26 protein-coding genes are annotated in these 22,756 nt (G+C 41.7%); 10 read left to right on the top strand and 16 right to left on the bottom strand.

The genetic code is table 11. The features are described 5' to 3' along the window. The first annotated feature begins 20 nt into the window (after positions 1–20). Positions 21–794 carry a tetratricopeptide repeat protein gene (locus NPE20_RS18925; RefSeq protein WP_256540264.1) on the top strand — a complete coding sequence of 258 codons (774 nt, stop codon included), beginning with the start codon at positions 21–23 and terminating at the stop codon, positions 792–794. Here NPE20_RS18925 and NPE20_RS18920 read toward each other — a convergent pair. From NPE20_RS18920 to NPE20_RS18885, 8 genes are all read right to left on the bottom strand, one after another. Then, the gene (locus NPE20_RS18920) at positions 791–1,099 is read right to left on the bottom strand and encodes a type II toxin-antitoxin system RelE/ParE family toxin (protein WP_256540263.1); all 309 of its coding nucleotides are present in this window, start codon (positions 1,097–1,099) and stop codon (positions 791–793) included. The two genes, NPE20_RS18925 and NPE20_RS18920, sit on opposite strands and share 4 nt — an antisense overlap. After that, positions 1,092–1,328 carry a hypothetical protein gene (locus tag NPE20_RS18915; protein WP_256540262.1) on the bottom strand — a complete coding sequence of 79 codons (237 nt, stop codon included), beginning with the start codon at positions 1,326–1,328 and terminating at the stop codon, positions 1,092–1,094. Before NPE20_RS18915 ends, NPE20_RS18920 begins: the two co-directional genes overlap by 8 nt. An 18-nt stretch (positions 1,329–1,346) precedes the next feature. Next, the gene (locus tag NPE20_RS18910) at positions 1,347–1,856 is read right to left on the bottom strand and encodes a phosphoribosyltransferase family protein (RefSeq protein ID WP_256540261.1); all 510 of its coding nucleotides are present in this window, start codon (positions 1,854–1,856) and stop codon (positions 1,347–1,349) included. 51 nt (positions 1,857–1,907) lie between these two features. Then, on the bottom strand, positions 1,908–2,309 hold the full coding sequence (locus NPE20_RS18905; RefSeq protein ID WP_256540260.1) for a hypothetical protein: 402 nt from the start codon (positions 2,307–2,309) through the stop codon (positions 1,908–1,910). A gap of 17 nt (positions 2,310–2,326) precedes the next feature. Beyond that, positions 2,327–3,328, bottom strand: a complete 1,002-nt coding sequence (locus NPE20_RS18900) for a hypothetical protein (RefSeq protein ID WP_256540259.1) — start codon at positions 3,326–3,328, stop codon at positions 2,327–2,329. An 82-nt stretch (positions 3,329–3,410) separates the two neighbouring features. Continuing rightward, positions 3,411–3,626 carry a DUF2442 domain-containing protein gene (locus NPE20_RS18895; RefSeq protein WP_256540258.1) on the bottom strand — a complete coding sequence of 72 codons (216 nt, stop codon included), beginning with the start codon at positions 3,624–3,626 and terminating at the stop codon, positions 3,411–3,413. A gap of 112 nt (positions 3,627–3,738) precedes the next feature. After that, entirely contained in the window at positions 3,739–4,464 is a 726-nt protein-coding gene (locus NPE20_RS18890) for a YebC/PmpR family DNA-binding transcriptional regulator (protein ID WP_256540257.1), read from the bottom strand. 67 nt (positions 4,465–4,531) lie between these two features. Continuing rightward, complete coding sequence (locus NPE20_RS18885) at positions 4,532–5,482, bottom strand: NAD-dependent epimerase/dehydratase family protein (RefSeq protein WP_256540256.1); 951 nt, start codon at positions 5,480–5,482, stop codon at positions 4,532–4,534. A 230-nt stretch (positions 5,483–5,712) separates the two neighbouring features. On the opposite strand from NPE20_RS18885, the gene NPE20_RS18880 reads away from it, so the two are divergent. The 3 genes from NPE20_RS18880 to crtD all read left to right on the top strand — a co-directional run bounded on the left by NPE20_RS18880 (position 5,713) and on the right by crtD (position 9,147). Then, complete coding sequence (locus tag NPE20_RS18880; RefSeq protein WP_256540255.1) at positions 5,713–6,720, top strand: aspartate-semialdehyde dehydrogenase; 1,008 nt, start codon at positions 5,713–5,715, stop codon at positions 6,718–6,720. Positions 6,721–6,986: 266 nt separating this feature from the next. Then, positions 6,987–7,535, top strand: a complete 549-nt coding sequence (locus tag NPE20_RS18875; RefSeq protein WP_256540254.1) for a type 1 glutamine amidotransferase domain-containing protein — start codon at positions 6,987–6,989, stop codon at positions 7,533–7,535. 139 nt (positions 7,536–7,674) lie between these two features. After that, positions 7,675–9,147 carry a 1-hydroxycarotenoid 3,4-desaturase CrtD gene (crtD, locus tag NPE20_RS18870; RefSeq protein ID WP_256540253.1) on the top strand — a complete coding sequence of 491 codons (1,473 nt, stop codon included), beginning with the start codon at positions 7,675–7,677 and terminating at the stop codon, positions 9,145–9,147. Positions 9,148–9,171: 24 nt separating this feature from the next. Here the strand turns inward: crtD and hemH are convergent, their stop codons facing one another. From hemH to NPE20_RS18840, 6 genes are all read right to left on the bottom strand, one after another. After that, positions 9,172–10,191 (bottom strand): ferrochelatase, encoded by a 1,020-nt coding sequence (gene hemH, locus NPE20_RS18865; RefSeq protein WP_256540252.1) that lies wholly within the window; start codon positions 10,189–10,191, stop codon positions 9,172–9,174. A gap of 319 nt (positions 10,192–10,510) precedes the next feature. Beyond that, on the bottom strand, positions 10,511–11,167 hold the full coding sequence (locus tag NPE20_RS18860) for a carotenoid biosynthesis protein (RefSeq protein ID WP_256540251.1): 657 nt from the start codon (positions 11,165–11,167) through the stop codon (positions 10,511–10,513). Then, a complete protein-coding gene (locus NPE20_RS18855) occupies positions 11,146–12,234 on the bottom strand; it encodes a glycosyltransferase (protein WP_354003278.1) in 1,089 nt (362 codons plus the stop codon). Before NPE20_RS18855 ends, NPE20_RS18860 begins: the two co-directional genes overlap by 22 nt. Continuing rightward, positions 12,231–12,860 (bottom strand): lysophospholipid acyltransferase family protein, encoded by a 630-nt coding sequence (locus tag NPE20_RS18850; protein ID WP_256540250.1) that lies wholly within the window; start codon positions 12,858–12,860, stop codon positions 12,231–12,233. Before NPE20_RS18850 ends, NPE20_RS18855 begins: the two co-directional genes overlap by 4 nt. A gap of 3 nt (positions 12,861–12,863) precedes the next feature. Then, positions 12,864–13,487: a lysophospholipid acyltransferase family protein gene (locus NPE20_RS18845; protein ID WP_256540249.1), complete on the bottom strand. Its 624-nt coding sequence runs from the start codon at positions 13,485–13,487 to the stop codon at positions 12,864–12,866. After that, the gene (locus NPE20_RS18840) at positions 13,484–14,302 is read right to left on the bottom strand and encodes an alpha/beta fold hydrolase (protein WP_256540248.1); all 819 of its coding nucleotides are present in this window, start codon (positions 14,300–14,302) and stop codon (positions 13,484–13,486) included. Before NPE20_RS18840 ends, NPE20_RS18845 begins: the two co-directional genes overlap by 4 nt. Positions 14,303–14,463: 161 nt before the next feature. Between NPE20_RS18840 and NPE20_RS18835 the strand changes: the two genes are divergently transcribed. Then, positions 14,464–14,955 (top strand): hypothetical protein, encoded by a 492-nt coding sequence (locus NPE20_RS18835; RefSeq protein ID WP_256540247.1) that lies wholly within the window; start codon positions 14,464–14,466, stop codon positions 14,953–14,955. On the opposite strand, the gene NPE20_RS18830 is transcribed toward NPE20_RS18835, so the two are convergent. Then, positions 14,939–16,153, bottom strand: coding sequence for a 3-deoxy-D-manno-octulosonic acid transferase (locus NPE20_RS18830; protein WP_256540246.1), 1,215 nt, complete (start codon positions 16,151–16,153; stop codon positions 14,939–14,941). The two genes, NPE20_RS18835 and NPE20_RS18830, sit on opposite strands and share 17 nt — an antisense overlap. A gap of 64 nt (positions 16,154–16,217) precedes the next feature. Here NPE20_RS18830 and NPE20_RS18825 point away from each other — a divergent pair, with 64 nt between their 5' ends. From NPE20_RS18825 to NPE20_RS18805, 5 genes are all read left to right on the top strand, one after another. Beyond that, a complete protein-coding gene (locus tag NPE20_RS18825) occupies positions 16,218–17,528 on the top strand; it encodes a UDP-glucose dehydrogenase family protein (protein ID WP_256540245.1) in 1,311 nt (436 codons plus the stop codon). Next, the gene (locus NPE20_RS18820; RefSeq protein ID WP_256540244.1) at positions 17,528–18,514 is read left to right on the top strand and encodes a UDP-glucuronic acid decarboxylase family protein; all 987 of its coding nucleotides are present in this window, start codon (positions 17,528–17,530) and stop codon (positions 18,512–18,514) included. The genes NPE20_RS18825 and NPE20_RS18820 overlap by 1 nt, the downstream gene beginning before the upstream one ends. 77 nt (positions 18,515–18,591) lie before the next feature. Continuing rightward, positions 18,592–19,611: a UDP-glucose 4-epimerase GalE gene (gene galE / locus NPE20_RS18815; protein WP_256540243.1), complete on the top strand. Its 1,020-nt coding sequence runs from the start codon at positions 18,592–18,594 to the stop codon at positions 19,609–19,611. A gap of 14 nt (positions 19,612–19,625) precedes the next feature. Then, positions 19,626–20,678 carry a dTDP-glucose 4,6-dehydratase gene (gene rfbB / locus NPE20_RS18810; protein ID WP_256540242.1) on the top strand — a complete coding sequence of 351 codons (1,053 nt, stop codon included), beginning with the start codon at positions 19,626–19,628 and terminating at the stop codon, positions 20,676–20,678. A gap of 3 nt (positions 20,679–20,681) precedes the next feature. Further along, positions 20,682–21,419 carry a tyrosine-protein phosphatase gene (locus NPE20_RS18805; protein ID WP_256540241.1) on the top strand — a complete coding sequence of 246 codons (738 nt, stop codon included), beginning with the start codon at positions 20,682–20,684 and terminating at the stop codon, positions 21,417–21,419. Positions 21,420–21,499: 80 nt separating this feature from the next. Here NPE20_RS18805 and NPE20_RS18800 read toward each other — a convergent pair whose 3' ends face one another. Continuing rightward, complete coding sequence (locus tag NPE20_RS18800) at positions 21,500–22,738, bottom strand: ABC transporter permease (RefSeq protein ID WP_256540240.1); 1,239 nt, start codon at positions 22,736–22,738, stop codon at positions 21,500–21,502. Between the last annotated feature and the right edge of the window lie 18 nt (positions 22,739–22,756).

Genomic DNA, 22,756 nt, shown 5'->3' with positions numbered 1-22,756 from the left:
GCAGCCTGCCCTGTCTTATAATGGCACAAACTAACTGCAGTTTATTTAAAGATGAAGCCCATAAATCGGCGTGCGAGCTTTATTGGAAGGCAATTGAATATAACCAGGGTTCAAGGGAATCGCAGGAATTATTTGTACAGTCATTAAAAGCTTGCCCAACATATGGGCCTTCTCTGCATGAAATGTCGGTACCGTACTTAAAACGCGGCGATTTTTTTAATTGGAAACAGTTGATGGACCGCGCGGTAGCCGCCGATCCTATTTGGCTAAGTGACCGCGGATGGTGCCTTTTTAAATTTCTGAGGGATTATAAAAATTCGTTCGCCGATCTTAAACGCCTTTATGATATCAACAAAGGGCAACCTGGTTACTCGGGCGATGGCGATTACAACCTGCGTATTATAATGGCGCTTAACCAAAGGGCCATGGGGAATTTAAAAGCCTCATTAGCTTATTTTAATGAATGCATTACCGACCACGAAAAAAAGGAATGGGTAGGTTTGTTTGATTACCTGCATCTGGGTGTTACCCGCATGATGCTAAAAGATTACAAAGGGGCGATTGCCGACCTGAACCGGGAAACTAAAAAATATGAAAAGCTGGCCGATACTTATTATTACTTAGGCTTGTGCTATAAAAAACTGGGGCAAGACCAAAAGGCTTATACAAATTTCACTCAGGCTAAAGAGCTGTTCACTAAAACAGGTTATTACCGTAACGACCCTTACTGCGAAGTGCCCGATCAGGTTTATTTAAGTGATATTGAAGATGAATTAAAGAAATTCAAGAATTAAGAAGGCCATTTAGCATAACTCATCCTATTATCTATAATAGCCACAACTGATATTTTGTCCTTAGATACTCTATAGAAAACGGATAATTGTTTACTCAGTACAGCACGGTGTATTTTATCACTCTTAATGCTTGTTGGGTATAGTTCAGGAAATGCAGCTACAACTTTTTCAAAGCTTTGCAACATCACATACAGCCTATTTACTTCTTTTTGTGTGAAATATTTTAAGATGTAACCTTTTATGTTTAGTAAATCAGCAACGGATCTATCAGTGTAGTAAATTTGCAAGAGGGGATAATCAGGCATCTTTTAACTTTTTCCAAAGTTCTTCAGAGGGGATCATTCGTCCGTTATCAGCATCTACAATACCTTCGTTAATATGCCGTATCTCGTCTTCAGTAAGCGTATCCCACCAATCTTTATCTGATTTGGAATCTTTTAAGCTTTCTAAAAAAGAAAGCATATTGGTATCTGATAGCTGTTCTATCCATGCTATCAGCCCTAACTTTGCTCGTTTTATCTCAGCTATTGACATATAACAAATTTAATAATTCTATCTCAGATAAACCGCATCTTCCTGCCCCTCTTCATCCAGTACAACATCTACATGTTCTTTTATAACGGTTGAAAGTGCAATGCCTGCATAATCTGTAGTTACCGGGAAGTTTTTGTGGTTACGGTCGATCAGTACAACCGTACGTAATTTTTTAAGCGGAACATCAAGAAATACACCAAAACCGTAGGCCAAAGTTTTGCCGCTGTTTAGTACATCATCAACCAAAACAATAACCTTGTTATTACAGTCCTGTACATCAAAATCAATTTTGGCGTGTAACTGACTGCTTTGTTTGTCCAGCCCTATGGTTAGCAATCTGCTCGAAAAAGGGGCTATCTTATCTAACACGGTTTTTAAACGTTCGGCCAAATGGTTGCCCCGGGGTAAAATACCGGCGATAAGAATTTCTTTTTCATCAAAATTATCTTCCAATATCTGGTAGGCAATACGATCTATCTTTTGCTGTATTTGCTGCTGGTTTAGTATCAGGATCTTTTTATCAGACATGGGTTGTAATATTTGACGAGGTAAATATAAGGGAACGATTTAACATTCCAATTACCCCTTCACATACGGATAATACACAAAATTGGCGCCCTCGGGTACTACCACAAACAGGCACATAAAATCGTTAGGATTTTTATAGGTAGTCAGGAAACGTTCTTTAAGTTCGGGTTTGATAATGCCACGTTCTACAAACTCTTCAATGGTTGATGCGTGGATACTCCATTCGGTATTCAACTCTATTCTGTCCAGTATCATTTCGCCCAGTTTCAGTTCGTGCTGATGAGCTATAAATATGGGGTGCGATGATAGGCCTTCAACCATTATTTCAACAGCTACCTCACGGATAGATTCATTGAAAAACTTAAGGTCGCGCTCTAAACTTACCAGCGGACTATCCTTTTTCGGTTTCTCTTCCCCTCCGCTTCTTTCATTCAGTAATTCCTCGGCTTCCATATCTATATCTTATAATATTATTCTTCGGGTGGTTTTGGTTTCATTGTTTTGGCATTAAACCGTGGTTTAAAACCAATTTTGGGTGCAGGCGCTTCTTCGGGCGGTGTAGGCTCTACTGCATCTTCGGGTTTTGCTTCTGCCCGGGGTTGCTCAACGTCTTCCTTCTTCTCCACTACATCTTCCGCTGGTTTAGGCGCCATCGTTTTCATATTAAAACGTGGTTTAAAGCCAGCCGGCTTTGGCGTAGTAGTTTCTGGCGATGGTGTTGGCTCCGTTTCTTCTTTTACAGGTACAGTTTCGGGCTTAGCTTCTTCTGTTTCAGTGGGCTTGGGCGCAGCCATCGCCTTCATATTGAAACGTGGTTTAAAGCTTGGCTTTGGTGCAACCGTTTCTGTTGATGACGTTGGTTCCGCAGCTTCTTTTTCAGGTTCAGGCGCTTTTTCAAACTCTTTTGTTTGAGGGGCTTCCCCTTGCGTCATCTTCATATTAAAGCGAGGTTTAAAACCTGGCTTTGGTGCAGATGGTTCAGCCTTCTTCTCTTCCGAATCGTCTGTTGTGCGGGGAGTAGCATCGGCTATATCCTGCATAGCTGCTTTCTCTTGCTCAAACTCCGGATTTTGATCTTTAGTAGCAGCTGCCTCGTTAACTTCAGGCGTAGCGGTGGCGCTATCTTTGGGCAACGGATCTTTTATGTTGCTGGTTTCTGCAGGTTTAGCAGCCATACCCGCTTTAAACCTTGGCTTAAAGCCTACCGATGGCGCAGGTATAGTGTCCGTTAAAGTTTCAACAATGGTTTGCTCGGCAAGCTTGTTCTCCAGATGTATTTTTTCCGGCTTTTGTTCCGGCGCCAGGTGGTATTGCAGCCTTAACTTATTGAACCAATATTTTTTGGTATGGTCGAAGCTTTTTTCTCCCATCTGGGTAAAGTGCTTTTCAAATTCGGCAAACAAGCCCGGCTCGCCTGCCTTCAAGGCAACCAGATCAATTCGCTTCTTATTAAAAAACTCTTCGAAAGTCATGTTTATTTAGATTTGAGATAGGAGATGTGAGATGTGAGACATCAGCCTCTTCGTCTCAAATCTCATATCTAACGTCTCATATCTACAACGCCACGTCCACATCCAGCGTGTTAAAATGGATGCCGGTTGCGGTTTGTTTCCAATCCTCGCGTTCCTCGTCGGTAGCGTTCATCAATTTCGGGAACCACTCCAGCGGGAACGCCTGTTGCTTACCATCTGCTTTTTCTACAAAAAGTAAACCATTTGCAAAGGTTACCTTAACTTTTTTTTCCTGCTTGCTTGATGAGAATAAAGGCATGATGTTATGTTATGTTTTATTTTGTCATCCTAAACGAGAGCGAAATATCTATTCGCAAACCTATCTGGCGTATAATAGATGCTTCACTACGTTCAGCATGACAAATAGTGAGTTACTCCGCCATATTATGATAAACGGCTTGTACGTCGTCATCTTCCTCTAAACGATCAATGATCTTGAAAACGTCTACCGCTTGCTCTTCTGTTACCGATGTGGTTGATTGTGCAACACGCTCCAGCTTGGCCGATTTGGTTTCGATACCCAATTCTTCCAGCATCTTCTGCATTTTTCCAAAGTCCTCAAAAGCGGTGTGCAAAACAGCTATATCATTTCCTTCTTCGTCGGCCTCCACAAAAAGGTCTTCCAATCCGGCATCTATTAATTCAAATTCTAACTCTTCCAGGTCGCGGTCGCCCGGGTCAAATGTAAATACTGATTTACGTGTAAATATAAAATCAAGCGACCCTGTTTTACCCAGTGTACCACCATATTTGGTGAAGTAGCTGCGCACATTGGCAACCGTACGGTTTAAGTTATCGGTAGCGGTTTCTACCAATATAGCCACGCCGTGCTGCGCGTATCCTTCGTATACAATTTCTTCGTAATCCTTTTCATCGCGGCTGGTTGCCCTTTTAATAGCAGCTTCTACCCTATCTTTCGGCATATTTACTGCCTTTGAGTTTTGGATAGCAGTACGCAGGCGCGAGTTAGTGTTAGGGTCGCCGCCGCCTGATTTTACCGCCATTACAATTTCCTTACCCAAACGGGTAAACTGCACGGCCATTTTAGCCCAACGCTTAAATTTTCTTTCTTTGCGGAATTCAAATGCTCTTCCCATATAAATTTTCTTTTTCCATTGCCCATGGACTATAAACCAAGGACACAGCGAATATAATATTGTTTTCTTAAATAACCCTTTTCAGGTTGGTTAGCATATCCTCGGTAATTTTCGCGAGGTCGTAATCTAACTGCCAGCCCCAGTCCTGCTGCGCCTGGGTGTCATCTATTGATTTTGGCCAGCTATCGGCAATTGCTTGTCGTGGGTCGCTATCGGCGTAGCTCATCTCAAAATCGGGTATATGTTTTTTTATTTCTTCGGCCAATTGCTCTGGTGTAAAGCTGATACCTGCCAGGTTATAGCTCGACCGGATACTTAAATTTTCTGCCGGGGCATCCATCAAATTAATGGTAGCACGAATAGCATCTTCCATATACATCATTGGCAAAGCAGTTTGGGCCGATAAAAAGCCCTGGTACTTGCCTTTTTTTAATGCTTCGTGGAAAATATGCACCGCATAATCTGTAGTACCACCACCCGGTGTTGCACGCCAGCCTATTAAGCCGGGGTAACGGATACTGCGTACATCAACCCCATACTTTTCATAGTAATATTCGCACCAGCGCTCGCCTGCCAATTTGCTGAAACCATAAACCGTGTTAGGGTCCATTACGCAATATTGCGGTGTATTGTACTGTGGCGAATGCGGCCCGAAAACCGCTATAGAGCTTGGCCAAAATATTTTTGATGTTTTAAACTCTACAGCAAAATCAAGTATATGGATAAGGCCGGTCATGTTTAAATCCCAGGCCATTTTTGGTTTTTGTTCGCCTACGGCAGATAGAATAGCTGCCAACAAATATACCTGTGTAGGCCTGTGTTTATCAAATAAGTGATGCAGGTTATCTTTATCCAACACATTAGCAAACTCGAAAGGGCCACTATTGCGGATGGCATAATTAGGGCTATTTATATCTGATGCTATAACGTTTTCGGCGCCGTGTATATTTCTTAAGGCGGTTACCAATTCGGTACCAATTTGGCCGTTGGCGCCTATCACTAAAATCTTTTCGCTCATGCAATAACAGTTAGGCCACAAAGGTAAATTTTTTTGTCTGAACCCGAATTTTCCGCATTAAAGAATTAGCCCGATACCGCTGTAAAACGCAACATATTTGTAATATTATTACTATAATTCTTAATTCATGCGAATTCAACCTCAGATATTTTGCATACTAAAATGGTAGACATTTCACAAAAAAATTGCATATTTGAAGTTTAGTTTATATACACACATAATTTAACAAAATGAAAGTCGCAGTTGTTGGTGCCACAGGATTGGTAGGCACTAAAATGTTGCAGGTTCTTGCCGAACGCAACTTCCCCGTTACAGAATTAATTCCCGTAGCTTCCGCTAAAAGTATTGGTAAAGAAATCACTTTTAAGGGTAAGCAGTTTAAGGTGGTTTCTGTTGAGGATGCGATAAAGCAGAAGCCCGACGTTGCGCTTTTCAGTGCAGGTGGCAGTACCTCTTTAGAGCAAGCCCCGCTTTTTGCAGCTGCAGGTATCACTGTTATTGATAATTCATCGGCATGGCGTATGGACCCAACCAAAAAACTGGTTGTGCCCGAAGTAAATGCAGATGTTTTAACAGCTGATGATAAGATCATTGCTAACCCAAATTGCTCAACTATACAAATGGTAGTGGCCTTAAAGCCACTGCATGATGCTTATAAAATAAAACGCGTTGTTGTTTCTACTTATCAATCGGTAACAGGTACGGGCGTTAAAGCTGTAGATCAGCTTTTTAACGAGCGTAAAGGAATCGATGGACCAAAGGTTTATCCTTACACCATCGATCTTAACGTTATCCCTCAAATTGATGTATTTACCGAAAACGGTTACACCAAAGAGGAAATGAAAATGATATTGGAAACCAAAAAAATAATGGGCGACGATAGCATTAAAGTTACCGCTACTACTGTGCGTATCCCAGTTATGGGTGGCCACTCAGAATCTGTAAACATTGAGTTTTTGCACGATTTTGATTTGAGCGAAGTGCGCGAACTACTGGCAAAATCGCCGGGTATTGTGGTGGTAGATGATACCGCTAACTTAAAATATCCAATGCCGCTTGACGCGCACGATAAGGACGATGTATTTATTGGCCGCCTTCGCCGCGACGAAAGCCAGGACAATACCCTTAACTGCTGGATAGTATCTGATAACCTGCGTAAAGGTGCTGCTACAAATGCTGTGCAAATTGCCGAGTATTTAGCTGCCAACCACTTAATTGGTCAGGCTGTAGAAGCATAAGGTTTTTATAATTAAACAAAAAAGGACAATCTTTTAGATTGTCCTTTTTTGTTTAATAGGTTGTCATCCTGAGCGATAGCGAAGGATCTAATGACGAACTTTGCATATTGAAGTTGTATGTCGGCAATTAGATGCTTTACTACGTTCAGCATGACAAATAGGATCAATCTTGATAACACCCATCTATCTCAACTTTCGTAAAACTATAATTTTAGCCACTTGTAGTTAATTATACATTTATGTATAACCTATAAAACAACATTGTTATGGCTGATTTAAGTAATAAAAAGGTAGCAATACTTACCGAAGAAGGATTTGAGCAGGTTGAGTTAACCAGTCCTAAAGAAGCGTTGGAAGCAGCAGGTGCTACGGTGCACATCATATCGCCCAAAAGCGGCAAAATAAAAGCATGGGACCATACCGATTGGGGGATTGAAGTTGATGTAGATAAGAACTTGAGCGATGTTAGTCCGGATGATTATGACGCGCTGGTACTGCCCGGCGGTGTATTAAATCCCGATAAGCTTCGCCAGAATAAAGATGCTGTTGCTTTTGCATCCGCTTTTTTAGATGAAGGCAAACCCGTTGCGGCCATTTGCCACGGCCCGCAATTATTAATAGAAACCAACATGCTAAATGGCCGCCGGCTAACTTCTTATCCATCTCTGCAAACCGACCTGCACAACGCCGGGGCTGACTGGGTTGATGAAGAAGTGGTAGTTGACAACGGTTTAGTAACCAGCCGTACGCCTGCTGATCTGGATGCGTTTAACCGTAAAACAATTGAAGAAATTAGTGAAGGGGTGCATGCATAGAAAGCAAATTGTCATCCTGAGCTTGTCGAAGGATTAGTCCGCTAATGGTTCGACAAGCTCATCATAACATTCAAAATTACATCCTGTTATATTCTACTCTCTCTTCAGGGGGTTAGGGGGTTTTATTTATCTTTACCCCATGCCTCAACAAAAAGCTGTAATTATTGGCGCCGGTATATCGGGTATTGCTACGGCTATCCGTTTGGCGGTTAAGGGTTATGCGGTTGAGGTTTACGAGGCCAATAGTTATCCGGGGGGTAAGCTATCCAAAATTGAACAGAATGGTTATCGTTTTGATGCCGGGCCAAGCTTGTTTACCATGCCACAGTATGTAGATGAGCTTTTTGAGTTGGCCGGTAAAAACCCTGCCAATTACTTCGGCTACCAAAAATTGGATTTGGTTTGCAAATACTTTTATGAAGATGGCACCCGTTTAAACGCCTATGCTGATACTAAACAATTCGCCGAAGAAATTGAGAATAAAACCGGCGAGCCTGCCGCGTCGGTTGTAAAGCATTTAGCTAATAGCAGCGATATTTACAGCATTACCAACCATGTTTTTTTAGAACGATCTCTGCACAGGTTTAAAACTTATCTGCGCTGGGATACCGTAAGATCAATATTCAGGTTTCCGCAGATAGATCCGTTCAGGACCATGCATAAGGCTAATGCATCTAACTTTAAGGATGAACGTGTTGTTCAATTCTTTGATCGGTACGCTACTTATAACGGTTCCAATCCTTACCAGGCACCGGCTACCCTAAATGTTATCCCGCATCTGGAATACCATTTTGGAGCATATTTTCCTGATGGAGGCATGTACAGCATCACCCAAAATTTAGTGAAACTCGCCGAAGAATTGGGTGTACAATTTCATTACAATTATAAGGTGGATGAAATTGTAGTGATCAACGGCAAAGCCAAAGGCATCCGCGCAAAGGGCGAAAATATTTTAGCCGATGTGGTAGTTTCCAATATGGATGTTTGGTTTACTTACAAACGATTGTTAAGCAAACACCCGCAATTGCATCCAAAGAACATTTTAAGTCAGGAACGCAGTAGTTCGGCGTTAATATTTTATTGGGGAATAAAAAAGTCGTTCCCCGAGCTCGACTTGCATAATATATTTTTCAGCGCCGATTACAAAACCGAATTTGACCACATCTGGAAACAGCAGGATATTTACTCAGACCCTACCGTTTATTTAAACATCAGTTCCAAATACAAAACGGATGATGCGCCCAACGACTGCGAAAATTGGTTTGTGATGATCAATGTACCCGCCAATAACGGGCAGGATTGGGATAAATTAATAGCCGATGTCCGAGAAAATATCATTGATAAATTATCCAAAATTTTAGGTGAGGATATCAGCCAACTTATTACCTGCGAAAACATTCTTGATCCGCGTGGTATCGAAAGCAAAACCTCGTCCTATAAAGGTTCTATCTACGGCACCAGTTCTAACAACCAGTTCGCGGCATTTTTAAGGCATGCCAATAAATCGTCGAAAGTTGAGGGCTTATATTTCTGCGGAGGGAGTGTGCATCCGGGCGGTGGGATACCGCTTTGTTTATTATCGGCGAAGATAGCGAGTAAGCTAATAAAATAACCGTCATTGCGAGGTAAAAGAGGCTTACCCCTCTACAACCATTTTCTCCAGCGCTTCTATCCACTTTGGCGAATCGTTTAAGCTCTCCACCAATTGTACATGCTCTCCACCAAGGGCTTTAAATTCTTCGCCGTACTCGGTAGTTACCTCGTAAACGGTTTCCAAACAATCGGCAACGAAGGCCGGGCAAAATACCAGCAGGCGTTTTTTACCTTCTTTAGCCAATTGGGCAATCACCTCGCTGGTGTAGGGCTGCACCCATGGGTCGCTGCCCAGGCGCGATTGAAAGCAAACTGTGTATTTATCTTTCGGCAGGTTCATTTTGGCGGCTATCAAACGCGCTGTGTCGTGCGATTGTGCCGAATAGCACAACTTATTGGTATCATTTAAAGTATTGCAGCAACCATCAACCTGCAAGCAATAGCTGTGGGTATGATCACATTTTTTTAGCTGGCGTTGTGGCAGGCCATGAAAGCTAAACAGGATATGGTCATAAGTATCCGGGGTATATTTCTGCGCGTTATCAGCAAAGGTTTCAATCATCAGCTCGTTATCGTGGAACGAATTAATAAAGGAAATATCGGGGATGGTTTGCCAGTTTTTAACCAGGTCCATTATCTTTTCGTGCACCGATCCCGTACTTGCCGATGCATATTGCGGGAACAGTGCTATAACCTGTATCTCGCTCACCAGTGCGTCTTTTAACCTTTGTAAGGCAGATTCTATCGATGGGCTTTGGTAACGCATGGCCAGTTCAACCATATAGCCATCCCCAAGGCGTTGTTGTAAAGCTGCTTGTTGTAATAAACTATAATGTAATAATGGCGAGCCGGTTTCCTTATCCCATATAGCCTGGTAAAGCTTAGCCGATTTTGGCGCTCTGAAGGGTACGATTACGGTTTTCACCAAAAAGGTACGCAATACGGGGTTAACATCAATAACCCGCGGGTCCATCAAAAATTCATTCAAATATTTGCGTACGTCCGCTGTCGACGGACTATCTGGTGTACCAAGGTTCACCAGTAAAACTCCCTTTTTTGCCATAATTTTCAGAGGTGCAAATGTAATAAAAAACGGTCTAACCATTTGTGACGGTAGTCATTATTGCAAAATGATGATGAGTTTAAGAGGTATAATTATCCCGGGTCTGAAGCAATTTACAGGTCGGCTTCACCACAACCGTCATGCCGGGTTTATTTCACTGTTGTCTGGTAAAAGAATTTTAGAAAAAGAAAAGGGGTAGCCAATGGCTGCCCCTTTTATGTTGACATTTGAGTTACCACACTTAAAGTACCAACATGAGCAAAAGTACTTTTTTTCGGCGATGGTAATAGATGCCTTTTTAGAGCTTGTTTCGTGCCGGTTAAAAGATCAATATTAAATTTAATACCCCAAAAAACACAAACTCCGTTATCAATAATACCGGCGCGGCGATACTTTGTTTTTTAAAGCTAAACAATTCAAACACATACAGCATCCCGGCGCTTACCAAAAACCAACAGGCATAATTTTTTAATGGTATAATACTGTCATTCCATTGCCAGTAATCAAATTTAATAGCAACTGGTTCTATTATCAGATCCAGCAAAACTAAAACCGTGGCACCAGTTATCACCCTAAAAAAAGCACTTTTTAGCCGGCTGCGCTGCATAGTTACGCCAGCTGCATAAATCAGCAGGAACCAGTTTATCCCTATCATTAAGGGTATGTCAAATAGTTTTAAACCAAGCGTTTCGCCATAAGCATAATTACCAAACAGCCAGCCTTTGTGTACCCCTATCCACTCGGCTATAAAACCAAACCAAAATATAATGAGTATAAAGATCCCGAAACGGCTACTTAATTTGTGATGGCTTAATATAATTACCACCAACATAAGTAATAAATGAAATGGTACAATTTGTAAAAACACTGGTCTTGTAACTGGTATAGATAAGCCAACCAGCCCAACCACATGGAACAGTATAATAACGATGATGGCAACGCGCGGACTAATGCTTAGATCTTTCGGCCTTTCCATACGGTGGTTTTGGTGAGATATTTTTGTACTGATGTAAAGCCAATGAGCAATAAGCTCAGCATTTGTATTGGATGTAAAAATAGGTTAAGTAGAGCGTTTTGCCCTGCTGTTAATGATATCATAATACGGGTAAGCGCAACAAGGCCTATCATCATGGCTATAAAATTCAGGTTTAAGGTCATTATCACAACTGCCGGGCCGCCAATAACTAATAATAAATAAACCAAAAACCCAATAATATTGTAACTAAATGCCGCCAAAAAATTCTTTCCGAAACCATTTATAGCTTCATTGTAACCTTTATACATGCGGCAGCTTATCATACCGTTAGCCAGTAACGCTTCCCCGTTTAGTTTAGCTGCCTTTACCAGTTTCATGATCACTACATCCTCTACCACCTTGTTTTTGGCCAGTTGGTGCCATTGGTATTTCTTATAATCTTCGGCATTAAACAGCATGAACTGGCCGCTGGCGGCGGCAACCGCGGCGCTTTTAACCAAATAAACCAGCCTTAACGGCAACAGGTTCAGCAATATATAATGCATTAGTGGCACTACCATTTTTTCGCCTATTGTACGCATATCCTGGTTAGTGAACAGGCTTAGCAAGCTTAAATTGCGCAAATTCATACGATGAATAGCGCTATTGAATAAGCCCCTGTACACTTGTTCATCAGCATCTAAAAACAAATAATAAGCACCGGTAGCTTGTTGGGCCAGTTGGTAGCAGGCATAGTTTTTTCCCAGCCAATCAGCAGGCAGGGTTTTGCCTTTTATTACTTTAAAGTTTGGATATTTTTTGGCAAATGTTTCGCAAAACTGGTAGGTATTATCGGTTGAGTTATCATCAAGGATAATTACCTCGTAGTTTTTATAGTCCTGTTCGTAGATGGATTGCAGCAGGGCTAGGATGTTGTCTGCTTCGTTACGGGCTGGGATAAGTATAGATACCTTATCCTCATAATGCTTACCAATTCGCGGCAGTTTAGGGTTCGACAAAAAATTGAACAGCGTAACCGTAAAACGAAGTATCAGAAATATGAAAGTTATTAAAAGGGCTATGATCACTTTATGTCAATTTCGGTTTGTTGCTGCTTTGATCTATCGTAATGCAACTGATAGCTGCTTTGTAAATCAGCTATACTTCTGCCTGCATAAGTATCATCTTCTTGTTTTAAGTAAACGGTAACAGATGGCTTTTTGTGCCTAAAGTATTGAATAAATGTTGCCGCAAAAATTATCCGGCAATTATTTCCGGCTTTTTCAATGAGCTTTATAATACCTTTTTCAAATTTTACCTGGCTCACAAAATTTGAAAACAACCTGCCTTGCGGGAACATCAGCACCAGGTTACCGGGATGGTTCAATAGCCCTGCCGCATAATCCAATGACTCCAGCATGCTCCTCGAACTTTTGTCGACCGAAAAAGCCCCGCCATAACGCAATGCACCTACTTTTTGCGCGGTATCCTGCAATATCATTACATGAAAATCCTTTTTAAACAGTTTGTCGTTAAGGCAAAACAATATCAGGCCATCCCAAAAACTAAAGTGATTGGCAATGAGCAGTACCGATTTGTTTTGATCAACCTTAATTGTATTGTATATATATTCATGAAAATGCTTCCCAACAAGCCATTTTACATAGGCTTTAAAGATCCATTTTGCAACCGGGTTTTTCTTTGGATACAACATATGTTAATGCTCCACATTTACCTGGGCCTTTAATGCTTGCTGATGAAAGGTGTTTATTTTTTCAACGAGTTCCTCAAAAGATACTTCGCCGGCCAGTCCGCAATCAAACAAATGGAAATATACCGATGGTTTAAGGCTTTCAAAATAATCTATCAGGGCGCAGTTATAAACTATCTGGCAAGGACCCTTAATGTTTTTAATAAGCCGCTCTATGCCTTTCTCTACCTTAATTTCGGTAGTATGGTTGGATATCAGTTCGCCCTGCGGGAAAACAACCACAAGGTTCTCCGGATCATTCAACAAACCGGCTGCGTATTGCAGTGATTTTATCATTTCGCGCGATGACCTGTTTATAGAAAACCCACCAAACAAGTTCAGCAGCATCCGTTTTTTCAAGTGGTCTTCCTGCATCATGATATACAGATTGCGGTTTAGGTGCCAATAGGCCAGGTAATTGCCCCAAAGGCCATCCCACCAACTAAAGTGATTGCAAAGCAGTAATACAGAGTGCCCGGGCTTTGGCGTAAATGGCATAACTACCATATTATTAAAAGCCTTACGCATGCGGTAACGCATATACATGGCAAACCAGTTGCTAAAAATTTTTACTCGGCGGGCGGGTATCATTGCTGTAAATTTACTAAATACTCATCCAATTGTTTGGTTACTAACCAATGCCCCATATTTACCTCGTGCACTTCGGCATTTGGTACGCTATTAATAAAAGGCAATGCTGCCTTCATGGGGAACAAATTATCGTGCTTGCCAAAAATAAGGCGGCATTTTATATGGTGCTGGTTTATTAGCTCGGCTACTTTATTGGTATCGGGTTTTAACAAACGGATAAGGTTTAGGGTATAATAAACATCCTGCCGTTTTTGTTCGGTATCAATTTCATTATAGGCTATCTGATACAGGCCATCATCAATAAACCTTACCTTTTTTAGGTTTTTAAGCAGCGCCGGTGCCAGCCACTTGCTTTTGGTAACCGTTTTAAACATGTACCGGCCTACCGGTTGATAAGTTAAAAAATGAAAGCCCTTATAAACCGATAAGCCATCGGGCGCCATCAGGATAACTTCATCTATCAGATCGGCGTACTCTTCAACCAGTAATAGCGCAATGTTAGCGCCAATAGAATAACCCATCACCGAAAAGCGTTGTTTGCCGTGCAGTTTAAACCATTCTTCCAGGTGGGCCTTTATCATTGTTTTGGGCATACCCTCAATTATCTGCTGTTCGGTCCAACCGCTCAGTTTGCTTTCTCCATGAAAAAAATGATCGAAGCCGTAAACGTGGTACTCCTGCAGGATGGAGTTTTCGAGCACGTGGAATTGCCTGCCCGTCATGCCATACCCATGAAAAGCCAGTAACGGCTTACTGCCACTGCCATATTCGTGATAGTGTGCCTTACCTAAACCGGGGATGTCCAAAAAGCCCATGGTGGCAATATTAAGAAAATGTTAGTGAATGTTTGTTATTAACCACAGAGGACACAGAGAAAGAAAACACAGAGCACAAAGAAAAGTTTCGTTTCTGCGGGGCTCTCTTGAAAGGACATGCGGCGACATAAAAATGTTAGTGAATGTTTTTATCTTTAACCGTGGATAGATCAGAATATACTTATAGTAAAAGCTATGCCTTAATCTGGGTTGGTACATGGCTATTTATATTAATGCTGTTTCTGGTAAGGCTGATATTCAATTTTTCAGAAGCGGACTGGTGGTTAATTCTATCCACTCTAATGATAGCCACAAGTTTGGTAATACATATAAAAAGGCACCTGATTCCTGCACTAAACTACAAAGTAGCTATTGAAGTAAAAGATGAGTGTATAATAAATCGTGGCGAAAAGATAGATTTTATAGAAATTGACCATTTCGTATTATACGATTCGGGCGTAATTTCTGTAATTTTAAATCAAGCCGATAAAAGGCCAAAAAACTTATTAAAATGGTTAGATTATTGGTTTACAATTTTATTCTACCGCAGCTCTGTGATAATTGACACACGCGATGTAAAAGTTAAGGCCTCAGTTTTATTTAATACTTTGGTTGATCGATTAGATAGGCCACAGCTTAGTGTTTCTCTTTAATATATGTCATTATCGCATCGGTAGCACCAATATGTTGCTGCACATAATCTTTTGCTGTTTTGGCTGTTGCACGCCTGAATATTTCATCCTTCATCAGTCTGCCTGCAACAATTTGTAATCCCTCAACATCGTTGATACTGAACCCGGCTTTAAGCTCAACCAGATCTTTAGCCTCTTTAAATTTATCATACTTAGGGCCAAATATCACCGGCATACCAAAAGCCGCGGCCTCCAGCGTGTTGTGTATCCCGGCACCAAATCCACCGCCAATGTAGGCGATATCTGCATACTGATACAAGGACGATAGCATGCCGATGTTATCTATAATGAGATGTGAGACGTTAGATTTGAGATTTGAGATTTGAGAGAATTTGATAGTGGTATCCTTTGGCAATAAGTTCACCAACCCATTTATTTTATCCTCACCAATCTCATGTGGGGCGATAATAAATTTCCAATCGGGATGTTGGGCTATTAACCCTGCTATCAGCTTTTCATCGGCCGGCCAGGTACTCCCCGCAATAAATAATTTTTGGCCGTTCTTAAACGCGGCTATCTCTGGCAGCTCTTTTGGTTGTTGCGCGTTTGCCCATACCCTGTCAAACCGGGTATCGCCGCTAATAGTTACATTGGTAATGCCCACATCATGCAGTAAGTGTTTAGAAGCTATATCCTGTACAAAAAACCAGGTTACCAGTTTCAGCATTTGGCGGTGCAGCCCACCGTACCATTTAAAAAATACTTGCCCCGGGCGAAATATGCCTGAGATAATATATAAAGGCACATGCTGTTTATGCAGTTCGTTAAAATAATGATACCAATATTCGTATTTGGTAAAAATGGCCATTACCGGCTTAATGGCGCTAATAAACTCCCGGGCGTTTTTGGCAGTATCAAGCGGTAAATAATAAACAGCATCGGCCAGTGGGGTATTCTTTCTTATCTCATATCCAGAAGGTGAAAAGAAAGTGATCACAATTTTATGCTGAGGATACAACATCCTTGTTTTTTCCAGTACCGGCCTACCCTGCTCAAACTCGCCGAGTGACGCGAAATGAAACCAAATGCCCGACTCCAAAGGCCGCACACGCTGCTCCCGGCGGCCTTTGATCCACAAATTTGCTTTATTATTAAAAATGGAAGCCAAATAAACTAACCCATAGTATATATTGATACCGATGTTATATAGTAAGAGCATTTTTGTTTATGAATTATTATCTTCGTCGGGCATAAAAGTAATATATTAACACAAAAATAAAATTATGAAAATAGCTGTTGTTGGAACGGGTTATGTTGGGCTGGTAACCGGTACATGTTTAGCGGAAACCGGCAATCAGGTTACCTGTGTTGATATTAACGAACAGAAGGTAAAAATGATGCAGGATGGTAAACTTCCAATTTACGAACCCGGCCTCGAATTACTTTTTAACCGCAACATTAGCCAAAAAAGGTTGCTATTTACAACTGACCTGGCCACTGCAATTGCCGATGCACAGATCATATTTCTGGCCTTGCCAACCCCTCCGGGTGGCGATGGTTCTGCCGACCTGAGTTACGTTTTAGGTGCCGCTAAAGATATTGCCAAATTGCTTACCGACTATAAAGTTATTGTAACAAAATCTACCGTACCGGTTGGTACAGCAGATAAGGTTACCGCTGTTATAAAAGCAAATACCGATGTAGAATGCGCGGTGGTATCAAACCCCGAGTTTTTACGTGAAGGCGTTGCTGTGGAAGATTTTATGAAACCAGACCGTGTGGTAGTGGGTACAACAGACGAACGCGCACGCAAATTAATGGCCGAACTTTATGCACCATATGTGCGCCAGGGCAACCCGGTTATATTTATGGATGAGCGTTCATCCGAGCTTACCAAATATGCAGCCAACTCATTTTTGGCAACAAAAATATCGTTCATGAACGAGGTGGCTAACCTTTGCGAATTGGTTGGTGCCGATGTTGATATGGTTCGCCGCGGTATAGGTGCCGATAACCGTATTGGTAACCGCTTCCTGTTTTCGGGTATTGGTTACGGTGGCAGCTGTTTCCCTAAAGATGTGCAGGCCCTGGCAAAATCTGCCCAGGAAAATAAATACGACTTCAAGATCCTTAACTCTGTAATGGAGGTTAACGAGATCCAGAAAAAGGTTTTGGTGCAAAAACTGAAACAATACTACAACAACGATCTTAAAGGCAAAAAATTCGCGATGTGGGGACTGGCCTTTAAGCCCGAAACTGATGATATCCGCGAAGCACCAGCTTTATATATTATAGACGAATTATTAGCAGCCGGCGCTACCATAACGGTTTACGACCCCGAAGGCATGAAAAATGTTAAGGCTTTGCTTGGTGATAAAATAGCATACGGGGCCGATCCTTATGAGGTGCTTAATGATGCCGACGCTTTGTTAATAGTAACCGAGTGGTCTGTATTCCGTACGCCGGATTTTGAACAGGTGGCCGACCTTTTGAAGAGCAAAGTAATATTTGATGGCCGTAACTTATATGATCTTCAAAAAATGATTGACTTAGGCTTCTACTATAACAGTATAGGCAGAAAAATAATAAACTAATGGCAGAACGCAAACGTATTTTAATAACCGGGGCAGCCGGTTTCTTGGGCTCGCATTTATGCGATAGGTTTATTAAAGAAGATTACCATGTTATTGGTATGGATAACCTGATAACAGGCGACCTGCGTAACATTGAGCACTTGTTTAAACTGGAGAACTTTGAGTTTTATAACCACGATGTTTCCAAGTTTGTGCACGTATCAGGCGATCTGCATTATATATTACACTTTGCATCGCCTGCAAGCCCTATCGATTATTTAAAGATCCCTATCCAAACATTAAAGGTAGGCTCATTAGGTACGCATAACCTGTTGGGCTTGGCACGCAGTAAAGGTGCAAGGATGCTTATCGCATCTACATCTGAAGTATACGGCGACCCTAACGTTAACCCACAACCCGAAGAGTATTGGGGAAATGTTAACCCTGTTGGCCCACGTGGGGTTTATGATGAGGCAAAACGTTTCCAGGAAGCTATTACGATGGCTTACCATACTTTCCACGGCTTAGAAACCCGTATTATAAGAATATTTAACACCTATGGCCCCCGCATGCGCCTAAACGACGGGCGTGTTTTACCTGCATTTATTGGTCAGGCATTACGCGGCGAACCCTTAACCATGTTTGGCGATGGCTCACAAACCCGCTCGTTTTGTTATGTAGATGACCTGATAGAGGGTATATACCGTTTGCTGCACAGCGATTATGCACAGCCAATGAATATTGGTAACCCGGATGAGATAACCATACGTGAGTTTGGCGAAGAGATAATAAAATTAACCGGCACCAATCAGGAAATGATAAGCCTGCCCCTACCAACTGATGACCCAAAACAGCGCAGGCCGGATATTACCAAAGCCAGGGCTATTTTAGGATGGGAGCCAAAAGTACCCAGGAGCGAAGGTTTAAAGATCACATACGAATACTTTAAATCCCTGCCCGAGAAGGAAATATTACACAAGGATTTTACTTACTTTAATAAGCAATAGTAACATCCGGCACCTGTAAAGCGTTTGCTATATAGGTAGACATAAGGGCATTGTCTCTTTTAATTAACATCGTTTACATGAAGATATTAGTAACAGGCGGGTTAGGTTTTATAGGTTCGCACACAGTAGTTGAGTTAGTTAATGCCGGCTACGACCCGGTAATTATTGATGACCTATCTAACTCAAACATTAAAATATTAGACCAACTGGCCAAGATCATTGGTTATAAACCAGATTTTTACCAAATAGACCTGTGCAATGAAAAGGCTGTTAAAGATTTCGCAGCAAAAGAAACAGATATTGCCGGCATTATACATTTTGCGGCATCAAAGGCGGTTGGCGAATCGGTAAAACAACCGCTTAAATATTACCGTAATAATTTTTACTCGCTTATAAATATTTTGGGCGCGTATAATGGCAAGGCATTAAACTTTGTTTTCTCATCAAGCTGCACGGTTTACGGGCAACCCGATATTTTGCCGGTAACCGAAGATGCACCTGTTAAACCTGCCGAATCTCCTTACGGCAATACCAAGCAAATAGCCGAGGAAATATTGAAGGATGTTGTAGCAGCCGGTACTAAATACAAAGTGATAGCATTACGCTACTTTAACCCGGTAGGCGCTCATGACAGCGCTTTAATTGGCGAGCTGCCCAATGGCGTTCCGCAAAACCTGGTACCCTTTATCACGCAAACTGCAATAGGTAAGCGCGAAAAAATAACCGTTTTTGGCGATACTTACAACACCCCCGATGGCAGCTGCATCCGCGACTATATCCACGTGGTTGATTTGGCCAAGGCGCACGTTGCGGCTATTAAATTAATGGAAAGAGAAAGCTTTAACGGATACGATGTATTTAATATAGGTACCGGTACCGGCAGTTCGGTGTTAGAAGTGATAAAAGCTTTTGAAAAAGTTACAGGCGTTACGCTGAATTACGAAATAGGCCCCGCCCGTGATGGCGATGTTGAACAGGTTTGGGGCGATGTAACCAAGTCAACAAAAAAATTAAACTGGAAAGCCGATCTTGACATCAACACAATGATGGCATCGGCATGGGAATGGGAAAAATATATCGCCCAAAATCCGTTATAATTAAACCCCTGCTCATGAAAAAGATAATTATTACAGGTGGTGCCGGCTTTATTGGGTCGCACGTGGTGCGCCGTTTTGTAAAAAACTATCCCGATTATACCATTATTAACCTGGATAAACTTACTTACGCAGGTAACCTGGCCAATCTTAAAGATATTGAGAATGAATCTAACTATCGCTTTGTAAAAGGCGATATTGTTGATCTGGATTTTATAAACAACCTATTTGAGACGGAACAGCCCGATGCAATAATACACCTGGCTGCAGAATCGCACGTTGACCGCTCTATTACTAACCCGCTGGAGTTTGTAATGACCAACGTAGTGGGCACCGTTAATTTATTAAACGCCGCCAAAAACCTATGGAAAGGCCAGTACGATAAAAAACGTTTCTATCATGTATCAACCGATGAAGTGTATGGTTCTTTAGGCGATACAGATATGTTTACCGAGCATACCGCTTATGATCCGCATTCACCCTACTCGGCCTCTAAAGCAAGTTCAGATCATTTTGTAAGGGCTTACTTTGATACGTATGGTTTGGGTACCGTTATTTCTAATTGCTCAAACAATTATGGGTCCTACCACTTCCCCGAAAAACTGATCCCTCTTGCTATAAATAATATTAAACAAGGCAAAGCAGTACCCGTTTACGGCAAAGGCGAGAACGTGCGCGACTGGCTTTGGGTAGAAGACCATGCAAGGGCTATTGATGTTATATTCCACAAAGCTAAGGCCGGTACTACCTACAACATTGGCGGCCACAACGAGTGGAAAAACATCGACCTGATTAAGTTGTTATGTACAATACTGGATAAAAAACTGGGACGCAAGGAAGGTGAATCGGCAAAATTGATAACCTATGTAACAGACAGGGCCGGCCACGATCTAAGATACGCCATAGATGCTACCAAACTAAAAAATGAGCTGGGTTGGGAACCATCTATTACCTTTGAAGAAGGCCTGGAAAAAACGGTTGACTGGTATCTTGCTAACGAGCAATGGCTGAATGATGTTACAACCGGCCATTACCAGGACTATTATGATGGCCAATATACCAATCGCTAAGAAATGTTCGGATTATTTAAGAAGAGAGAAAATAAAAAAACTGTGAGCTTTGATTACAGCACAGTTGTTACAGATATGCACTCGCACGTTTTGCCCGGTATTGATGATGGGGCACAAAATGTTGAAGAATCTATATTCCTGATAAAGAAAATGATGGCGCTGGGTATTAAAAAAATAATTGCTACCCCGCACGTAATGATAGATTATTACCGAAATGATGCCGAAAGCATAGGCAACGCGCTTGCTATTCTTAAAGCTGAATTGGAAAATCAAAAAATAGACATAGATATCTCTGCAGCGGCAGAGCACTATCTTGATGAAACTTTTGAAAAACGCATTGAAGACCGTAAGGTTTTTACAATGGGCGATAACTACGTGTTGTTTGAGATCTCGTTCATCAACCAGCCACCTAATGTTATACACACTATACAAAAGTTGCATGACTCGGGCTATAAACCAATATTGGCACACCCCGAAAGATATGGTTATATGAACATTGAGCAGTTAAAAACCATCCGTAACTGGGGCTGCGATCTGCAATTAAATACAATTTCGTTAACCGGTTATTATGGTAAGCAGGCCAAAAAAATTGCGGAAGAAATGATAGATAACGAGATGGTTGATTTTATATCAAGCGATATGCACCACCCACGCCATGCCGCGGCTTTTGAAAATGCCTTAACCATGCCTTATCTGGAAAAATTACTATTTGATTATCCGTTAAAGAATGTAATGCTATAGAAGATGTGCAAATTTCAGATGTGCAGATATGCAGATGATAGGAATTTGCACATCTGCACATTCGCATATCTGCACATCCCTTATTCGTATCTCAACGCCTCCACCGGGTCAAGTTTGGCTGCTTTTTTAGCCGGATAAAACCCTGACGATAAGCCAATAAATGTACACAAGCCTATTGCCGAAAACAGCCATATCCATGGCACTATAAATGTGCCACTAATTTGCACGGCGATAAGGTTACCTATAGCCATGCCTAATATGATCCCGGCAAAACCACCTATCAGGCATATAACAATAGCTTCAATTAAAAACTGCTTACGTATTACCGATGGCGTTGCACCAATAGCTTTGCGCAAGCCAATTTCTCGGGTACGTTCTGTTACCGATACCAGCATAATATTCATTAAGCCAATAGCAGCACCAATAAGGGTTATAGCACCAATGGCAAAACCGGCTACAGTTATGCCTGTCAATTGCCCGGATAGTTGCTGTTGAATAGCATCGCTTCTTGAAAATTCAAAATTTTCGTTCTGTCCAATCCGGATACCACGGATATTCCTCATCAATGAGGTGGCCTCGCCAATGCTGGCATCAAGTACATCAGGGCTGTTAACATTTACAGTAACCCCAAAAGATGGCTTTGAAGTTGCTGCAATTTGCCTGGCCTTTTGCACCGGTATGATACAAAACTTATCGCCGCCAAAGCTATTACTCCCCTTGGGCGCCACAACACCAATTATCCTGAATTTACTGCTACCTAACAGTATCGACTTATTAATAGGGTCTTCGTTCTTAAACAGCTTTAATTTTAACTCATCGCCAATTATAACAACGTTGGCCCCATGTTCTAATTCGGACGCCGAAAAATTACGGCCCAGGGCCAACTTATGCCCTTTTATTGCCAGGTAGTTTTCGTTACTACCCGTTACCGAAATATTAGGATTGGTTTTAATACTATTATATTTGGCTATAGCAGTACCTGTTACGCTAAGATCTATACTAATGCGCGCCGGCAATTTGTAAAGCTTCGCAAACCGCTCTGCCTGGTCATAACTAATGGCCGGGTATATTTTACGGTGCCCGCCATTACCAAAGTTAAGGCCGCTACCACGGTTTTGAATAGTAAAAGAGTTTGCGCCCAAACCCGCGAATGCATCGTTTGTGAACTGCTTGATCCCTTCAATTGCTGTTAAAATACCCACCAGCGCCATAATTCCTATGGCAATAATTAAAGCGGTAAGCGAGGTACGCAACCTATTACCACTAATAGATTGTAACGCAATAGATATATTCTCTTTATAGGTGGTTTTTACCGGCATGCCATAAATATAAAAAAA

Origin of the sequence: Mucilaginibacter aquariorum (assembly GCF_024498135.1) — a bacterium.
Taxonomy (GTDB): domain Bacteria; phylum Bacteroidota; class Bacteroidia; order Sphingobacteriales; family Sphingobacteriaceae; genus Mucilaginibacter; species Mucilaginibacter aquariorum.
The sequence above is the reverse complement of the archived record's forward strand: the minus strand, read 5'-3'. Positions and strand labels throughout refer to the sequence as shown.

Coding starts and splice junctions, on each gene's coding strand:
- NPE20_RS18880 (WP_256540255.1), top strand. CDS start 5,713: ATGAAAGTCGCAGTTGTTGGTGCCACAGGATTGGTAGGCACTAAAATG.
- NPE20_RS18800 (WP_256540240.1), bottom strand. CDS start 22,738: ATGCCGGTAAAAACCACCTATAAAGAGAATATATCTATTGCGTTACAA.
- rfbB (WP_256540242.1), top strand. CDS start 19,626: ATGAAAAAGATAATTATTACAGGTGGTGCCGGCTTTATTGGGTCGCAC.
- NPE20_RS18885 (WP_256540256.1), bottom strand. CDS start 5,482: ATGAGCGAAAAGATTTTAGTGATAGGCGCCAACGGCCAAATTGGTACC.
- NPE20_RS18850 (WP_256540250.1), bottom strand. CDS start 12,860: ATGTTGTATCCAAAGAAAAACCCGGTTGCAAAATGGATCTTTAAAGCC.
- galE (WP_256540243.1), top strand. CDS start 18,592: ATGAAGATATTAGTAACAGGCGGGTTAGGTTTTATAGGTTCGCACACA.
- NPE20_RS18925 (WP_256540264.1), top strand. CDS start 21: ATGGCACAAACTAACTGCAGTTTATTTAAAGATGAAGCCCATAAATCG.
- NPE20_RS18900 (WP_256540259.1), bottom strand. CDS start 3,328: ATGACTTTCGAAGAGTTTTTTAATAAGAAGCGAATTGATCTGGTTGCC.
- NPE20_RS18860 (WP_256540251.1), bottom strand. CDS start 11,167: ATGGAAAGGCCGAAAGATCTAAGCATTAGTCCGCGCGTTGCCATCATC.
- NPE20_RS18820 (WP_256540244.1), top strand. CDS start 17,528: ATGGCAGAACGCAAACGTATTTTAATAACCGGGGCAGCCGGTTTCTTG.
- NPE20_RS18805 (WP_256540241.1), top strand. CDS start 20,682: ATGTTCGGATTATTTAAGAAGAGAGAAAATAAAAAAACTGTGAGCTTT.
- NPE20_RS18905 (WP_256540260.1), bottom strand. CDS start 2,309: ATGGAAGCCGAGGAATTACTGAATGAAAGAAGCGGAGGGGAAGAGAAA.
- NPE20_RS18875 (WP_256540254.1), top strand. CDS start 6,987: ATGGCTGATTTAAGTAATAAAAAGGTAGCAATACTTACCGAAGAAGGA.
- NPE20_RS18915 (WP_256540262.1), bottom strand. CDS start 1,328: ATGTCAATAGCTGAGATAAAACGAGCAAAGTTAGGGCTGATAGCATGG.
- hemH (WP_256540252.1), bottom strand. CDS start 10,191: ATGGCAAAAAAGGGAGTTTTACTGGTGAACCTTGGTACACCAGATAGT.
- NPE20_RS18845 (WP_256540249.1), bottom strand. CDS start 13,487: ATGATACCCGCCCGCCGAGTAAAAATTTTTAGCAACTGGTTTGCCATG.
- NPE20_RS18895 (WP_256540258.1), bottom strand. CDS start 3,626: ATGCCTTTATTCTCATCAAGCAAGCAGGAAAAAAAAGTTAAGGTAACC.
- crtD (WP_256540253.1), top strand. CDS start 7,675: ATGCCTCAACAAAAAGCTGTAATTATTGGCGCCGGTATATCGGGTATT.
- NPE20_RS18830 (WP_256540246.1), bottom strand. CDS start 16,153: ATGCTCTTACTATATAACATCGGTATCAATATATACTATGGGTTAGTT.
- NPE20_RS18825 (WP_256540245.1), top strand. CDS start 16,218: ATGAAAATAGCTGTTGTTGGAACGGGTTATGTTGGGCTGGTAACCGGT.
- NPE20_RS18840 (WP_256540248.1), bottom strand. CDS start 14,302: ATGGGCTTTTTGGACATCCCCGGTTTAGGTAAGGCACACTATCACGAA.
- NPE20_RS18920 (WP_256540263.1), bottom strand. CDS start 1,099: ATGCCTGATTATCCCCTCTTGCAAATTTACTACACTGATAGATCCGTT.
- NPE20_RS18910 (WP_256540261.1), bottom strand. CDS start 1,856: ATGTCTGATAAAAAGATCCTGATACTAAACCAGCAGCAAATACAGCAA.
- NPE20_RS18890 (WP_256540257.1), bottom strand. CDS start 4,464: ATGGGAAGAGCATTTGAATTCCGCAAAGAAAGAAAATTTAAGCGTTGG.